Source organism: Streptomyces sp. MZ04, assembly GCF_004684775.1.
Taxonomy (GTDB): domain Bacteria; phylum Actinomycetota; class Actinomycetes; order Streptomycetales; family Streptomycetaceae; genus Streptomyces.
Genome location: NZ_SRIC01000212.1, coordinates 1 through 14,937 on the forward strand (window position 1 = coordinate 1; position 14,937 = coordinate 14,937).

Consider the following 14,937-nt stretch of genomic DNA (forward strand, 5'->3'; position numbering starts at 1 on the left):
TCTCGGCCCCAACCTCTCGCCGCCGTCCCCCAGATGATGGAGACCTGCCATGCGCCCCGAGCCCTCCAGTGTGCCGGCCACTGCCCATACACAGTCCGTGAATTACGGCCACTGGCCCGGGACAACACCAATCGCCAAAGCAGTGCCGCCTCTTGACGCTGCCCAACTCAGAAGACTGCTGGAGAAGCTGCGCGCGTATGACCCCGGCCGGCACACACGCTGCCCGGCCGAGGTCAGGGAAATCATTCGACTGGTCCTCGACGGTTCGATGCTGCCCGATCATCAAGTCGAGGCCGAAGAGCTGCGCTTGCGCCTGCGGGGCTACTTGATACAGCTCGTCGCTTCCCTGAACGAGAGGTCTAGCGACATGCCTCCCCCCGACGAGGGGCGGGTCATTCAACGAGCGCGGGTGCTGCTCGACGAGGAGTTGAATTCCGGCGCCCACCTGGTCAGCCTCGCCTGGGCAGCCCAGGATCTGCTGGCCTTCTTCCCGGTACAGCCACGGAAGTGAACATCGAGCGGTGGCATGACTCCCTGGATCACTGATGAGTTGCGGGCCGCGTGGCCCACTACGAACGGAGAAGGGTGGGCGGGTGAGCGATTCTTGGGTGGACAGCCATCTGCACACGCCGATACGGGGCGGGGTGCCAGACCCTTACACGGATGGCGATGCGGACGTCTACGGATACCCTGACGCCGCGTCCGACCAGCATGGCCGTCTGGTGGCATCTCCAGCGCCGGCCACGGAACCCGACTGGGCCGACCTGGTTGATCAATTCGGGGCCAGCCAGGGCTGGTTCGCCGCGCCGGACGGAACCTGAACCCGCGTGATGACCGATGAACGGCAAGCGGGAACCGGACGTACTAGCAAAAAGAACGACTGATGTCGCGGTGCCTGCACCCTGTTGCTGTTCTCGCGTGACAGCAAGTCCAAGAGCCTTCGCATCGGTAGCGCACAGTGACAGGGAAAGGACGGCTATGGGGACACCCCGTTCCGCGGGAAGCACCCGCGAGCGGTGGGCCACTGGACTGGCCAGAGTGACGCTTCGCGCACAGCAATTCGTCATAGCTCAACCCGCCGCAGGGGCGCGGCTCAAGCAGGGTCACCGACGGTACGTCTCGGAGCCGCGGCCGCTGCGCCGCAGTCTGTCCTACGACGTGACGCTGTCGGTCCTCGCGGTCCTGTACAGCGTCTTCTCCCACCTGGTCCTCGTCCCGATGTGGAGCACGGCCGACGCACGGTTTGCCGCGCTGCCGTTGGGCGACCACCGCGGCGTGGCCCTCGGCCTGGCGATCCTGGCGTCCGTCTCGATGACCGTACGCCGTGCCTGGCCACTCGTACCGGCACTGTTGGCGACCGTGGACGTCTGGGTCCACGGAACGATGTTGCTGTACCCGGTCGCGATCTACACCCTGGGAGTCCAAGGCCGTCTGCGCTGGGCGATCGCCTTTGGAGCGGTGGGCGCGGGTGTCCCGGTCCTGAACCCGATTCACGCGCCGTTCCACGGCTTCATTCCGCAACTGCCGTTTCCGGCCCTGCTCGTGTACGACGTCATGACCTTCGTCACGCCCATGATCGCCATCCCGCTGTTCGTGGCCGCGACCGTACGCGCCCACCGCATGGCCATCGGCAGCCACCAGGACCGGGCGGAGCGCGCACGCCGGCAGCGCACACTTCAGGCGCGCAACGCCCGGCTTGAGGAGCGGACACGTCTGGCGAGCGACCTCCACGACTTGGTCGCGCACTATGTCGGCCTGATGGTGATCCACGCCGGCGCACTGGAAGTCCGGCGGGACGGACCTTCCGAGACGGCGCAGCGGGCACAGCTCATCGGAGACCTGGGACGGCGGGCCATGGAAGAGCTCCGCGACCTGTTCGATGTGCTCCACGTCGACGACGTCACCGACAGCGTGCGTCCCAGGGCCACGGACCCGGCAGCCGACATGCTGTGGGTACAGAAGGTCGAAGACGCACTGAACCGCGCACGGTCGACGGGAACGCCCGTCACATGGGAGCGCGAGGGCGAGCTGACCGAAGCACATCAGGCCGCGTACGAGCCCGCCTACCGCACCATCCAGGAGGGACTGTCCAACGCCACACGCCACGCCCCGGGCGCGCACGTCCACGTCAGCGTGACGGCCCATCCACAGGAATTGCAGGTACGCGTGCGCAACGCACCTGCGGTAACGGCGGTCATCAGCCACGCAGGCGGAGGGAAGGGCCTGGCCGGGCTGCGTGAGCGGGCGGCCAGATCCGGCGGCATCATCCGTGCGCGGCCCACGGCCGACGGAGGCTTCGAATTGCTCTCACGCATCCCTGCGGCCGGAGGTCCCCAGGACTCCGCCTCCGGTCGTGGCGCGGCGCCCCCATCAGCCCAGAACGCCGAAGGGCCGCGCAGGCGAACGCAGAAGAGCGGGCGGGCGGCGAACCGGGCTAAATGAGTTGCCCCCTCCCTCCTGCCTTCCCCAGAATCCGCGCATGACCACGATCGCGAAAACCGCCGCCCTGCCGCTGTCCGCCGCCGCCCGCCCGGTGCGCGTCCAGCAGCAGCCCGGCCGCCCGTGGAGGCCCGAGCTCACGCACCTGTGATCGAGGCCCTGGTCGCGGGCGTGCTCGCCGGGTATGGCATCGCCATGCCGGTCGGGGCGGTCGGGACCTACCTCGTGGCGCTCACCGCGCGGACGTCGCTGCGCACCGGCGCCTGCGCCGCGTTGGGCATAGCGACCGCCGACGGTCTGTACGCCCTCATCGCCATGATCGGCGGTACCTCGCTCACCCGCGTACTGGAACCGGTCATGGATCCGCTGCGCTGGGCCTCGGCCGTGGTGCTCATCGCGCTCGCGGTGCAGGGCGGTGCGAAGGCGATGCGGCAGCACCGCGCGCGGGGGGCGGCGGACGGGGCCGAGCGGGCCCCTGCGCCGATCGGCCCCGCACGGGCCTATCTGAGCCCGGTCGGGATCACCCTCCTGAACCCCATCACCGTCGTCTACTTCGCCGCGCTCGTCCTCGGCGGCCGGACCGGCACCGACCCCGACCGGCTGGAGCAGACGGCGTTCGTGCTGGCCGCCTTCGTCGCGTCCGCGAGCTGGCAACTGCTGCTCGCGGGCGGCGGAGCGCTCCTCGGGCGGGCGTTGACCGGCAGCCGGGGGAGGCTGTGGACGGCGCTCGCGGCCAGTGCCGTGACCGGCGCACTCGCCGTCCACCTGCTCATGAGCGGCTAGCGGTCCGCGTACACCATCCAGACCTGGCCGCGGGCGAACGGCATCCGGGAGCCGTCGGGGCGCGTGAAGGACGTACCGCCCGTGGCCTCGGAGCGCTCCCAACGGGTGCTGTACGCCTTGCCGTTGCGCAGGACCGTGGCCCGGCCGCTGCCCACCGTCTTGATGTACGGGGTCGCCGCGCCGTTGACGTCCTTGTAGCGCGAGGGCGGCATGTCCACGTACTGGATGACGATGGTCTTCGCGCCGAGCCGTGCCCCCGAGGTGCCGCGGGCCGGGGCCCCGTCGAAGGACGCGAGCCAGCGGCCCTCCTGGGGCGACCAGCGGAAGGTCTGACTCGCCGAGGAATAGCGGACGGTGCGCTCCAGGGCGGGGGAGCCGCCGGCCGGAGCGGGGCCGAAGCGGAAGCCGATGTCGGTGGGCAGGTCCGCGTCCGGCGCCGAGCGGAGCACGGACTTGGGGCGCACGAAGAGGTTGTGCGGGGCGGGGCGGTCGGCGTCGCGGAAGTAGGCGCTCGGGAGGCGGCCGTGCGGGCGGACGTACAGCGGTGACTCCCGGAGCATCTTGCTGAGCGAGCTGCGCACCCCCGAGTAGGCGAGCGCAGGGCGGCCGAACTGCCGCAGCAGCTCGACGTCGGACTCCCGGGCGCTGCGCACCGGACCGAGGGATTTCGGAAGGCGGCTGGAGTACACGCCCATCAGCCGGCTCATGCCGCCCTCGACCTTCTCCACGTAGACGATGTCCGCCTGCGCGATACCGGTGTGCGGCCGTGCCGTCCGCGCGTTGTCGAACTTCACCGCGAGCACCGGTCCCTGAGGCGACGCGAGGCCGGTGAAGGGCGACCGGTCGCGCGGCGGGGCGTTGTCGTCCGGCGGGGCGCTCTCGTGTGCGGCGCCCAAAGTGAGCGCGCCCACGGCGACCATGGCGAGGAGTCTCGTGCCGATGCGGGTGCGGCGCCGGATCCCGGCCGACCGTGCTGTCATCGCGGTTCTCCGTCCGTCCGTGAACCGGGGGTTCGCGGACCTGTCGTACGTGGATGTGGCCGCCGCAGTCCTACCTCCGGGGCGGTCGCGGTGAACCCGGTTAGGGCCATCCAGCCGTCAGGACTCACCGAGGGGGTGTACGCGCCGGACCCTCCCGCGGGCCCGGCGCGGTCCCCCGCCGTCAGGCGGTGTGCAGGGTGAGGCCGTAGCGCGCGAGGATCTCGTTGACCGGCTGGTGCCAGGTCTCGCCCCCGCCGCTGCAGTTGCCCCAGCCGCCCGATGTGACGCCCTGGGCCTGGTCGCCGCTGATGAACGAGCCGCCGGAGTCGCCCGGTTCGGCGCAGACGCTGGTCTTGGTCATCTGGTGGACGGCGCCCTGGCTGTAGTTGACGGTCTCGTTCTTGGCGAGGACGGTGCCGCAGTGCCAGTGCGTGGTGGAACCGGAGCGGCAGATCGACGCCCCCACTGGAGCTTCGGCCGAACCCCGCACCAACTGGTCGGAGACGGTGCCCCAGCCGAGCACCACAGGGACGGTCCACCAGCCGTTGCCGACGCTGACGTACGCGTAGTCGTCACCGGGGAAGGAGGAGCCCTGGAAGCCGCCGATGGCCGAGCCGTCCCAGCCGCGCACCGCGGCCCCGGCCTGCCCGCAGTGGCCCGCGGTGACGAAGCCGCCGTGCACCGAGAAGCCGATCGAGCAGCGGACGTTGCCCGTGTAGTAGGGGTCGCCGCCGACGGTTCCGGCGGCGAAGGTGGTGGGCGCGGCGCCGACCGTATCGACCTGGACCGGGCCTGCCCGCCGGGCCCGGTCGACGAAGCGCCGGACATCGTTGTCGTCCTTTTGAGCAGCGACGACGTTCACCACGACCGTGTTGCTGCGGGGCGCGACATGCCAGCTGCTCACTCCGGAGGGGGCGGACAGCTTGTCGACGCGTTCCTTGGCGGCGTCCAGTTCCGTCGCGCTGTGGCGGACGATGCGGACCGCCGCGCCGGTATCGCGCAGGGCGGAGGCCTTCCGGGAGTCGGTGGTCGCGACGGTCAGCCTGCCGGTGTCGGCGTCGTACCAGGAGCCGCCGTACGTCGATCCGGCGGTGCGCCGGGCCGCGCGTTCGACGGCGATGGCGGCCTTCTCGTCGGCGAGGCGCTCGCGCGCCTGGCCCGGTGTGAGGCCGAGGTCGTCCTGCAGGGCGGTGAGCAGCCCGGACGACGCGGGTGCGGCGGGCTTGGGCGCGGCGTCGGCGGCGGGGGCGAGCGCGATGCTCGCCCAGGAGCCGATGAGGAGTAAGGAGGAGAGGCCGGCGCGTGCCGCGGTTCTGCGTCTCATGGTGGTGCCCTTCTGTCGTTCCAACGGGGTGGGGGAGGAACAGGGAGGAACAGGGTGATGAGAGCGCTCTCACGATGAGTTCAGGCGGAGTGTAGGAGGGGCTCGGCAGTCATGTCCATACCAACTCGCATCATGGAAGGCGATCGTGCCGGGGCGGCTCGTCCGCGTAGGGTGCGTGAATGAGCATGCTGGATGACGCCCGCGCGGGCATGAACCCTGAGATCCGGCCGCAGGACGACCTGTTCGGCCATGTCAACGGTCACTGGCTGGAGAACGAGCCGATCCCCGATGATCGCTCCAGCTGGGGCCCCTTCGTGCAGTTGGTCGACGCGGCCGAGGAACAAGTGAAGGTGATCATCCAGGAGCTGGCGTCCGCCGCGTCGGACGGAAATGGCTCCGAGGATGCGCACAAGATCGCCACGCTGTACGCCTCGTTCATGGACGAGGAGGCCATCGCCGGCCACGGGCTCGCCCCGGTGCAGCCCTTGATCGACGAGGTCGCGGGCCTGCGGGACACCCGGGAACTGGCGGCGTTCCTCGGCCGCTTCGAGCGCGTCGGCGGCTCCGGCCTCTTCGGCTCGTACATCGACACCGACGACCGCGACTCCGACCGCTACCTCTTCAACATCCTCCAGGGCGGCATCGGCCTGCCCGACGAGTCGTACTACCGCGACGAGAAGTTCGCCGACATCCGCGAGAAGTACGTCGCCCACCTCACCGAGCTGCTCACGCTCGGGCGGCACGCCGCGCCCGCCGAGGCCGCGCAGTCGGTCCTCGCCCTGGAGACCCGGCTGGCCGCCGGCCACTGGGAGCGGGCCGAGACGCGTGACGTACAGAAGACCTACAACCTCCTCACGCTGCACGAACTGGTCACCCTGGCGCCGCACTTCGACTGGCGGGCGTATGTCGAGGGGCTCGGTGGCTCGGACGTCACCATCGCCGATGCGTGCGTCCGTCAGCCGTCCTACTTCCGTCACCTGTCCGCGGTCCTCGCCGAGGTGCCGATCGAGCAGTGGCGGGACTGGACGCTGACCCGGGTGCTCGGCGGCAGCGCGCCGTACCTCACGGACGACTTCGTCCAGAACAACTTCGAGTTCTACGGCCGCACCCTCAACGGCACCCCGGAGCTGCGCGCCCGGTGGAAGCGAGCGGTCGCGTTCGTCGAGGGCTCCATCGGCGAGGCCGTCGGCAAGGAGTACGTGGCCCGGCACTTCCCGCCGTCCTCCAAGGCGATGATGGACGACCTCGTCGCCAACCTCCTGGAGGCCTACCGCCAGTCGATCGCCCGGCTTGACTGGATGACGGACGAGACGAAGGAGCGGGCGTACGAGAAGCTCGCCACGTTCCGCCCCAAGATCGGCTACCCGGACGCCTTCCGCGACTACTCGGCGCTCGAGGTATCCGCCGACGACCTGCTCGGCAACGCGCACGCGGCCGCCGCCTTCGAGTCCGACCGGCAGCTCGCCAAGATCGGCTCGCCGGTCGACCGCGACGAGTGGTTCATGCTGCCGCAGACGGTCAACGCGTACTACAACCCGGGCACCAACGAGATCTGCTTCCCCGCGGGCATCCTGCAGAAGCCGTTCTTCTCGCCCGACGCCGACCCCGCGGAGAACTACGGCGGCATCGGCTCGGTCATCGGCCACGAGATCGGCCACGGATTCGACGACCAGGGCGCGCAGTACGACGGCGCGGGCAACCTCAACGACTGGTGGACCGCCGACGACAAGACCGCCTTCGAGGCGAAGTCGAAGGCGCTGGTCAAGCAGTACGACGCCTTCTCGCCCCGCAACCTGCCCGGCGAGTTCGTCAACGGCTCCCTGACGGTCGGCGAGAACATCGGCGACCTGGGCGGCCTGACCATCGGGCACACGGCGTACAAGATCGCGCTCGACGGCGCCCCGATGCCGGAGAGCGCCGGCATGACCGGCTCCCAGCGGCTCTTCATGAACTGGGCGTACTGCTGGCGCACCAAGCGCCGCAAGGAGCAGGAACAGCAGTACCTCACCATCGACCCGCACTCCCCGCCGGAGTTCCGGGCCAACATCGTCCGGAACTTGGACGAGTTCCACGAGGCGTTCGGGACGGCGGACGGCGACGGTCTCTGGCTGGATCATGCGGAGCGCGTACGGATCTGGTGAAACGCATTGGACAGCGTGACGGCCGCGGCGGGCTTGCCGCGGCCGTCACGCGTTCAAGACACGGTGAATGAACTCGGCCTCACCCCCAGGGATCCGTGAACGACCGTCCGGGGACCGGCTTGGCGATGAGGGCGATCGGGATGAAGAAGTTGACCTGGCCGATGGCGAAGGTCAACGTGATCAGTGCCTTCTCGTCATAGTGCTCGGACACTTGGGCGTACAGCTCGTCGGACACCCGCTCGCCGTCCGCGGACGGCTGGAGCACCGCTTCCACCAGAGCCAGGGCGGCACGCTCGGCACCGGTGAAATAGGGTGCGTCCTGCCAGGACGACACAGCGGTGATCCGCTCCTCCGACTCCCCGGCCTTGCGCAGGAATCCGGTGTGCAGAACGGTCAAGTAGGTGTTGCCGACGAGCTGGCCGGCGCGGAGCTGGACCAGGCTGATCGTGGTCCGGGGTATCGATCGGTTGCCGGTGGCCTTGAAGAGCGCGGCCGACACCTCCGCCAGTTCGGGGACGAGCTCCTGAGGATCTTGGGACATCCGGGGGCGCATCGGTACCTCGGTAGTGATCGAACGTGCTTCCATCGTCGTATCCCCTTCGGGTTCTTTCGGGTTCTGTAGTGCCTTCGCTGCTCTGACGGAGCTCGGCGCCGGAGTGTGACCGGAGGGAGGAAAGTTTTCGCGATGGTTCTATCCGTTCCGGGCCCCCAGGGCGATCGTGCGGCCGATGTCCAGGGTGAGGCGCTGCCACGGGTCGCGGGGGTCGCGGGCCGTCATGTCGCGGACGCGGCGCAGGCGGTAGCGGACGGACTGGGGGTGGAGGTGGAGTTCGCGGGCCGCGGCGTTGGCGGAGCCCGTGTCGATGTAGGCGGTGAGTGCCTCGAGGAGGTGGTGCTGGGCTCGGTCGACCAGGGGGCCAAGGACTATGCGGCCGATGCGGTCGGGGCTTGCCACGGGGTGACCGGCCAGGAGCGCGAGGACGTGCGCGTCGGCGTCGGTCAGGACGCGGTCGGGGTGGTGCGCGTGCGGGGGAGCGGAGTCCAGGGCGCCGGCGGCGAGGCGGTGGGCGACCGCGACGCGGTCCAGGCTCTCGCCCGAGATGACGCAGCCGCGCCAGCCGTGTCCTCGCAGGACGCCGGGTAGGGCATCGGTGGCTGTGGTGGGGAGGAGCAGGACGGCGCGCGAGGCGTGGGTCGTCGCCAGTGACGTCTCGCGGCGGTCCCGGTCGGCGCCGAGGGCCTTGAGCAGGGCCGTCGATGTGTGCAGGGAGAGGTCGGTGGCCCCGCCGTCTTGGGGCGTGGTGTCCAACGGTTCGGCCACCAACAGGCAGTAGCGCTCCGGGAGTTGGATGCCCAGGCGGGACGCCCGGTCCGTCAGCGCGCCGAGCGAGGCGTGGCGTCCTGCGATGAGGTCGTCGAGCAGCAGCTGCAGCGCCCGGTCGCGGTCACCCGTGAGGCGCTGACTGGTGTCCGCGTACGCCGCGGTCATCTCCTCGGAGAGGGTGTCCATGGCGGTCAGCAGCAGCCGGGTCAGCGCGAAGGCGTCCTTCGCGGACAACTGCGGGGCACGGGCGGCCACCTCATCGGCGAGCACCGCCGCCGCGACCCGGTAGGCGCGCAGTACGGCCTGCAAAGGGCGGCCGTCCGCGGCCCGCGCCGCCGCGATCCCCCGGAAGCGCCGCAGATCGGCCGCGTCGACCGCGCCGCCCGTCACCCAGTGGTCGAGCAGCCGGTCGTTCGCCCAGGCCGCGATGGCGCGCACCTCGGGGAACCGGCTGCCGTCGAGGGCCGTGTACGCCGGAACCTGTTCGTGCACCGCGTCGACGACGGCCTCGACGAGCCGGGTGTCGGCCAGGAGTTCCTGCCGGACGCGTTCGCGCATGTTTGTCACAGGGTGATGGTCCCATCGGAAAAAGGTGCGTACGGCCATGGACGGCGCTTGTCACTGTGGCAAGGATCGACGGGTAGACAGTGCAGTCTCACGGCCACCGGACGGGACCCACCACATGACGCCTTCGCCGCACTGGGCGGACTTCCAGTACGAGATCTATCTCAACGGCATGACCGGGGCCGTGCCCCGCCTGCCCACCGATCTGACCCGCCTGGAGGAGCTGACCGAGCAGCGGCTCGGCCCCGGCCCCGTCGGCTATGTCGCGGGCAGCGCAGGCAACGGCAGCACCGCCCGCGCCAACCGCGAGGCGCTCGAGCGGCGCCGGATCGTGCCGCGCATGCTGCGCGACGTACACGAACGCGATCTCTCAGTGGAGGTGCTCGGGCATCAACTCCCCGCCCCGCTCGCCCTCGCGCCCGTCGGCGTCCTGTCGATCATGCACCCGGATGGCGAGTCCGCCGCCGCCCGCGCGGCCGCGGCCCGCGGCGTGCCGTACATCCTGTCCTCGGCGTCCAGCACGCCGATGGAGCAGGTCGCCAAGGAGATGGGCGACGCGCAGCGGTGGTTCCAGCTGTACTGGGCCAAGGACCGGGACGTCACCAAGAGCTTCCTGGACCGGGCGAAGGCCGCCGGGTTCACGGCGCTGTTCGTCACGCTCGACACCCCGCTGCTCGCCTGGCGGCCGCGCGACCTCGACCAGGCGTACCTGCCCTTCCTGCACGGCGTGGGCACCGCCAACTACTTCGGCGACCCGGCGTTCCAGGCGGGCCTCGCCAAGCCGGTGCACGAGGACCCGAACGCGGCCGTGATGCACTTCGTGGGCATGTTCGCCGATCCCGCCAAGACGTGGCCGGACCTGGAGTTCCTGCGGGAGAACTGGGACGGGCCGATCGTCCTGAAGGGCATCCTGCACCCCGACGACGCGCGCCGCGCCGCCGACGCGGGCATGGACGGCGTGGTGGTCTCCAACCACGGCGGCCGCCAGGTCGCGGGCTCCGTGGCGGCTGCCGACGCCCTGCCGCGCGTGGTGGAGGCGGTCGGCGACCGGCTCGCCGTGCTGTTCGACAGCGGGATCCGCACCGGTGACGACATCTTCAAGGCGCTCGCGCTGGGCGCCGATTCGGTGCTCGTGGGGCGGCCGTACGCCTATGGCCTCGGCCTGGACGGCCAGGCGGGCGTCGACCACGTGATCCGCTGTCTGCTCGCCGAGTTCGACCTCACGCTGGCCCTGTCCGGGCACGCCGGGCCCGCGTCCCTCACCCCCGACGACCTGATCGAGGAGACCCCGTGACCGCCGTGAAGAACGTCCTGGCCATCGTCTCGCCGCACGTGGGCGGCCGCGCCGCCGGTGGCGCGCTCGCCGGGCTCCTTCCGGCGTCGGCCCACGTCACCGTCGTCGAGGCGGCCGACGAGGACCCCTCCGCGCTGCGCGAGGCGCACATCATCGTCACGGGCCTGGCTCCCGTCACCGCCGAGCACATCGCGGCGGCGCCCGGCCTCGAGGTCATCCAGTGCGCGAGCCACGGCTTCGACTACGTCGATCTGGGCGCGGCCCGCGCTCACTCCGTGGCCGTCTGCTCGATCGGCTCCAGCGGCGCCGAGAAGCAGAACGTCGCCGAGCAGACCTTCGCCCTCATGCTGGCCCTGGCCAAGCAACTGATCCCGGCGCACACCGCGTTGACCGAGGCCGACTGGGCGCTGCCCCGCCTGCAGCAGTCCATCACGGAGCTGTCCGGCAAGACGCTGGGCATCGTGGGGCTCGGCCACATCGGTGAGGAAGTCGCCCGCCGCGCGGTCGTGTTCGACATGGCGATCGTCTACGCAGGGCCGAGCTCGGTGGGCGCGGAGACGGAGGCCCGCCTCGGCGGCGCCCGTCACGTCGGCCTCGATGAGCTCTTGCGCACCTCCGACTACGTATCCCTGCACGCCCCGCTGACCGACAAGACACGCCATCTCCTGGACGCCGAGCGCCTGGCGCTCCTGAAGCCGACGGCCTTCGTCGTCAACACGGCCCGCGGCGCGCTCATCGACCAGGACGCCCTCGCCGACGCGCTCACGGCCGGCACGCTGGCCGGGGCGGGTATCGACGTCTTCGACCCGGAGCCGCCGACCGCCGCGCTGCGGCTGCTGAAGGCGCCGAACGTGGTGCTCTCCCCGCATGTCGCGGGCGTCACGCGCGAGACGCTGGTCCGTATCGCGCTCGCCGCGATCCAGAATGTGGCGGGACACCTGGAGGGCAAGCCACTGGCTGACGTGGTTTCCTGACGTCACGTCAGCTGACGCGGGGTGGCGGCGCTCCGGGAGCCGGGCGCCACCGCCCCACATCGGCAGTGCTTCACCAGATCGCTTCGACCCACTCGGGGTGGTCGATGAACGGGTTCCGGTTGTGCTGGAACCGGTCGAAGATGACGTCGTTGCGGTTCTTCTCGAACGCGTCCGGCGGGTCCTCGTCGCTCCACTGCTTGAGTACGGAGAGACGCCCGATGGCGGGCGCGCTGCCGTTGTCGACCTTGTCGTTGGGCTCGAGGTCCGCGAAGCCGTCCTCGCCGTCGTAGCGCACGGCCATGTAGAGGATCATGCGGGCCACATCGCCCTTGACGGCGTCGCGGGGCTCGAAGGAGTCGGAGTCCGTGAAGTTGCCGGGGGCCTCGCCGACCGCGCTGCCGCCGTTGTCGAAGTCCTTGTTGCCGCGCGTGCTGTTGACCGACACATCCTCGGGGCGCAGGTGGTGGATGTCGGTGCCCGGTCCTGTCGCGGTGCCGAAGTCGCCGTGGGACTTGGCCCACACGTGCTCGCGGTTCCACTGGTCCGGGTCGCCGCCGTTGTCGCCCTTGCTCTGTGAGCGGTTGGTGTAGAGAAGGAGCACGTTGCTGCTGTTGTTCGGATCCTCGTCGGTGACCTTGAGCGCGTCCCAGACCTGGGAGTACGACAGTTTGGTCTGGTCGCTGATGATCGTGTGCAGGGCGCTCTTCAGCTCGGGCCCGGTCTTGCCGAGCGCGTCCTGGTAGTACGTGTCGTCATAGGCGCCGGCGGGTGCGGCGGCCGGCGTGGGGGCCGAGGTCGCGGCGTCGGCGGCGGCCGGGACGGTGATCCCGACGAGGAGTGCGGCGGCCGTCATCGCGAGGGGTTTCCAGCGGCGTATATGAGGGACCGGCATGTGGGGGTGTCCTCTCCCGGAGGCTCGGGCGGACCGCGGGTCCCCTCCAACAGGGCCCGCGATCTACGCGAGTTGACAAGTGGGCCAACGGGAGAGTCGCACGGGCGGGCGCATCACTGTATGAACGTTGTGCGTCGAGTGTGTGACGATGTCATGGACGGGACAAACGACTCCAGGCCGTCAGGAAGTGCGTACGCCGTCGAGCACGGCGGCGACGGTCCGGCGGGCGAAGTCCTCGTCCAGCGGCAGGCGGCGGAAGGCCGCGCGCAGCCAGACCGCACCGCGGGCCCCTTGGCGGACCACATCGCCGACGCCATCACCTCGATGTACGGCACGGACCCCGCCCGCAGCCCCGACTACGGCCGCATCGTCAACGAACGCCACTTCGACCGGCTCACCGCCCTGCTCGGCGACGGCCGCGTGGTCACCGGCGGCACGCACGACCGCGCATCGCGCTACCTCGCCCCCACGGTGCTCGCCGACGTCGACCCGGCCGCCCCCGTGATGCCTCGACAAGCCGCTGTTTCCCGACATCGTACGGGCCGTCTACCCGCCCTTCACGGCTGCGAAGGAACGGCTGATCCGCCGCTTCATGTGAGCGGCGGGACGCGTCACCGGGCGAAGACCGTACTGGCCAGGATTACATGGACAGTTGTGCCGCCGAGGATGCTGAGGAGCGCGTTGCGGCGCCACAGGTGCAGGCCGATGGTGACGGCAAGGGCGGTGAGCGGGGCCGTGGCGCGGGCCTCCGTGAGGGGGAGGTCGCGCAGGCAGTAGACGACCAGGATCACCATGACGCCGACGGGCATCCGGGTGCTGAGGTACTGGACGGTGGCGCTGGCGCGCAGCGGGGCGAGGACGGCGAAGGGCAGGGCGCGCAGGGCCCAGGTGACGGCGGCGGCGACGATGACCGCCGCGATGGCGTAGCTGTAGCTGGGGTCAGGCATGGCTCGGCTTCCTCCCGTTGGTGAGGTGGCGGGCCAGGAGTGCGGCGGTGAACAGGGCGAAGGCGGTCAGGAGCAGCTGGCCCGGGACGAGGAGCCGGGCGATCAGGGCGCTGAGCAGAGCGAGCGCGGGCGTGGAAAGGTCGTCGCGGCGATCACGTAGGGCGTCGATGGCCAGGACCGTGAACAGGGCGGTCAGGGCGAACTCGAGGCCGGTGACACCGTCCGGGATCAGCGCGCCGAGCAGCGCGCCGGCCGTGGCGCTTCCGGCCCAGTACAGGTGCATGAAGACCTGCATCCACAGGATGCGCCGACCCGGCCAGGAACGTGCCTGCTTCCCGGCGGTCAGCGCGTACGCCTCGTCGCAGAGCGCGAAGGTGGCGTACGCCTTGCCGAGGCGGCCCGGCACACGGTCCAGCGGGAAGGACAGGGCATAGAACACGTGCCGGACGTTCACCATGAAGGCGGTGGCGGCGATCGCGGCGAGCGGGGCGGCGGCGGTGACCAGGCCGATGAGCAGGAACTCGAACGATCCGCCGTAGACGAGGGCGGCCGAAAGGCCCGCCCACCACCAGTCGAGCCCGGCCTTGACGGTGAGCGCCCCGAAGGCGAGACCGAGGGGGAGGAAGCCCAGGCCCACGGAGGCGGAGTCCTCGAAGGCGGCCCGTGCGTCGGACCGTTTCCGGGGTGGGGAGGAGGAGGGACGGGCCCCGACAGCGGCAGGGGATATGTGCATGCCGCAATTTTAGAAAAGATTCCGCCTCATATGGTTGCTCATAATGGCTGTAGCGTTGCCTCATGGGCAATGAAGTACAACTCGATGCGATCGATCGCGAAATTTTGTTTCATCTGCGTCAGGACGGGCGGCTCACCAACGTCGAACTGGCCAAGCGCGTGGGCCTGACCGCACCGCCGTGCCTGCGCCGGGTCAAGCGCCTGGAGGAGGCCGGCGTCGTCGCCGGATACCGCGCCGTCATCGATCCCGAAGCCCTGGGCCGCGGCCTGGAAGTCCTCGTCGACGTCGAGGTCGCTGCCACCGACCGCGAGACCTTCGAGGCGTTCGAGGAGACTGTGGCCTCGTACGAGGAGGTCATCGAGTTCCGTCGCTTGTACGGCCGCCCCGACTACTTCCTCCGCGTCGCGGTGGCCGACCACGCCGCCTACGAAGCGTTCCTCACCGGCAAGCTCAGCGGTCTGCCCGCCGTCCTGCGCCTTGAATCCCACCTCACCATGAAGAAGATCAAGGCGGATGGCTGACGGGGGACGGGGGATGGGCTG

The 14,937-nt window shown here is 70.3% G+C and carries 14 protein-coding genes and 1 pseudogene; 8 read left to right on the plus strand and 7 right to left on the minus strand.

The window, feature by feature from the left end; genetic code table 11:
- The first annotated feature begins 49 nt into the window (after positions 1-49).
- From E2651_RS31510 to E2651_RS31520, 3 genes are all read left to right on the plus strand, one after another.
- Positions 50-511 carry a DUF6415 family natural product biosynthesis protein gene (locus E2651_RS31510; RefSeq protein ID WP_135334664.1) on the plus strand — a complete coding sequence of 154 codons (462 nt, stop codon included), beginning with the start codon at positions 50-52 and terminating at the stop codon, positions 509-511.
- A 527-nt stretch (positions 512-1,038) separates the two neighbouring features.
- The gene (locus E2651_RS31515; RefSeq protein ID WP_135334665.1) at positions 1,039-2,442 is read left to right on the plus strand and encodes a histidine kinase; all 1,404 of its coding nucleotides are present in this window, start codon (positions 1,039-1,041) and stop codon (positions 2,440-2,442) included.
- 144 nt (positions 2,443-2,586) lie between these two features.
- Complete coding sequence (locus E2651_RS31520; protein WP_209446294.1) at positions 2,587-3,222, plus strand: LysE family transporter; 636 nt, start codon at positions 2,587-2,589, stop codon at positions 3,220-3,222.
- Here E2651_RS31520 and E2651_RS31525 read toward each other — a convergent pair.
- Complete coding sequence (locus tag E2651_RS31525; protein ID WP_135334666.1) at positions 3,219-4,202, minus strand: DUF3048 domain-containing protein; 984 nt, start codon at positions 4,200-4,202, stop codon at positions 3,219-3,221. The genes E2651_RS31520 and E2651_RS31525 overlap by 4 nt on opposite strands.
- Positions 4,203-4,383: 181 nt before the next feature.
- On the minus strand, positions 4,384-5,526 hold the full coding sequence (locus E2651_RS31530; protein ID WP_135334667.1) for a S1 family peptidase: 1,143 nt from the start codon (positions 5,524-5,526) through the stop codon (positions 4,384-4,386).
- Positions 5,527-5,705: 179 nt separating this feature from the next.
- On the opposite strand from E2651_RS31530, the gene E2651_RS31535 reads away from it, so the two are divergent.
- Complete coding sequence (locus tag E2651_RS31535; protein WP_135334668.1) at positions 5,706-7,667, plus strand: M13-type metalloendopeptidase; 1,962 nt, start codon at positions 5,706-5,708, stop codon at positions 7,665-7,667.
- Between the two features lie 79 nt (positions 7,668-7,746).
- Here the strand turns inward: E2651_RS31535 and E2651_RS31540 are convergent, their stop codons facing one another.
- Positions 7,747-8,253 (minus strand): carboxymuconolactone decarboxylase family protein, encoded by a 507-nt coding sequence (locus E2651_RS31540; RefSeq protein WP_135334669.1) that lies wholly within the window; start codon positions 8,251-8,253, stop codon positions 7,747-7,749.
- Between the two features lie 105 nt (positions 8,254-8,358).
- Entirely contained in the window at positions 8,359-9,549 is a 1,191-nt protein-coding gene (locus tag E2651_RS31545) for a helix-turn-helix domain-containing protein (protein WP_245239358.1), read from the minus strand.
- 124 nt (positions 9,550-9,673) lie between these two features.
- Here E2651_RS31545 and E2651_RS31550 point away from each other — a divergent pair, with 124 nt between their 5' ends.
- The gene (locus E2651_RS31550; protein WP_135334671.1) at positions 9,674-10,849 is read left to right on the plus strand and encodes a lactate 2-monooxygenase; all 1,176 of its coding nucleotides are present in this window, start codon (positions 9,674-9,676) and stop codon (positions 10,847-10,849) included.
- Positions 10,846-11,823, plus strand: a complete 978-nt coding sequence (locus E2651_RS31555; protein WP_135334672.1) for an NAD(P)-dependent oxidoreductase — start codon at positions 10,846-10,848, stop codon at positions 11,821-11,823. The genes E2651_RS31550 and E2651_RS31555 overlap by 4 nt, the downstream gene beginning before the upstream one ends.
- Before the next feature lie 70 nt (positions 11,824-11,893).
- On the opposite strand, the gene E2651_RS31560 is transcribed toward E2651_RS31555, so the two are convergent.
- The gene (locus E2651_RS31560) at positions 11,894-12,715 is read right to left on the minus strand and encodes an endonuclease (protein WP_135334673.1); all 822 of its coding nucleotides are present in this window, start codon (positions 12,713-12,715) and stop codon (positions 11,894-11,896) included.
- A gap of 303 nt (positions 12,716-13,018) precedes the next feature.
- Here E2651_RS31560 and E2651_RS45590 point away from each other — a divergent pair.
- Positions 13,019-13,222, plus strand: a pseudogene (locus tag E2651_RS45590) (aldehyde dehydrogenase family protein); the annotation flags it as partial.
- A 104-nt stretch (positions 13,223-13,326) separates the two neighbouring features.
- Here E2651_RS45590 and E2651_RS31575 read toward each other — a convergent pair.
- Together E2651_RS31575 and E2651_RS31580 are read right to left on the minus strand one after the other, a co-directional pair.
- The gene (locus E2651_RS31575) at positions 13,327-13,662 is read right to left on the minus strand and encodes an AzlD domain-containing protein (RefSeq protein WP_135334674.1); all 336 of its coding nucleotides are present in this window, start codon (positions 13,660-13,662) and stop codon (positions 13,327-13,329) included.
- Positions 13,655-14,395: an AzlC family ABC transporter permease gene (locus E2651_RS31580; protein WP_135334675.1), complete on the minus strand. Its 741-nt coding sequence runs from the start codon at positions 14,393-14,395 to the stop codon at positions 13,655-13,657. Before E2651_RS31580 ends, E2651_RS31575 begins: the two co-directional genes overlap by 8 nt.
- A gap of 62 nt (positions 14,396-14,457) precedes the next feature.
- Here E2651_RS31580 and E2651_RS31585 point away from each other — a divergent pair, with 62 nt between their 5' ends.
- Positions 14,458-14,916 carry an Lrp/AsnC family transcriptional regulator gene (locus tag E2651_RS31585; RefSeq protein ID WP_135334676.1) on the plus strand — a complete coding sequence of 153 codons (459 nt, stop codon included), beginning with the start codon at positions 14,458-14,460 and terminating at the stop codon, positions 14,914-14,916.
- Positions 14,917-14,937: the final 21 nt, after the last annotated feature.

Excerpts from the sequence above, each read along its gene's own strand:
- E2651_RS31510 (WP_135334664.1), top strand. The coding sequence starts at position 50 with ATGCGCCCCGAGCCCTCCAGTGTGCCGGCCACTGCCCATACACAGTCC.
- E2651_RS31525 (WP_135334666.1), bottom strand. The coding sequence starts at position 4,202 with ATGACAGCACGGTCGGCCGGGATCCGGCGCCGCACCCGCATCGGCACG.
- E2651_RS31530 (WP_135334667.1), bottom strand. The coding sequence starts at position 5,526 with ATGAGACGCAGAACCGCGGCACGCGCCGGCCTCTCCTCCTTACTCCTC.
- E2651_RS31535 (WP_135334668.1), top strand. The coding sequence starts at position 5,706 with ATGAGCATGCTGGATGACGCCCGCGCGGGCATGAACCCTGAGATCCGG.
- E2651_RS31540 (WP_135334669.1), bottom strand. The coding sequence starts at position 8,253 with ATGGAAGCACGTTCGATCACTACCGAGGTACCGATGCGCCCCCGGATG.
- E2651_RS31545 (WP_245239358.1), bottom strand. The coding sequence starts at position 9,549 with ATGCGCGAACGCGTCCGGCAGGAACTCCTGGCCGACACCCGGCTCGTC.
- E2651_RS31550 (WP_135334671.1), top strand. The coding sequence starts at position 9,674 with ATGACGCCTTCGCCGCACTGGGCGGACTTCCAGTACGAGATCTATCTC.
- E2651_RS31560 (WP_135334673.1), bottom strand. The coding sequence starts at position 12,715 with ATGCCGGTCCCTCATATACGCCGCTGGAAACCCCTCGCGATGACGGCC.
- E2651_RS31575 (WP_135334674.1), bottom strand. The coding sequence starts at position 13,662 with ATGCCTGACCCCAGCTACAGCTACGCCATCGCGGCGGTCATCGTCGCC.
- E2651_RS31580 (WP_135334675.1), bottom strand. The coding sequence starts at position 14,395 with ATGCACATATCCCCTGCCGCTGTCGGGGCCCGTCCCTCCTCCTCCCCA.
- E2651_RS31585 (WP_135334676.1), top strand. The coding sequence starts at position 14,458 with ATGGGCAATGAAGTACAACTCGATGCGATCGATCGCGAAATTTTGTTT.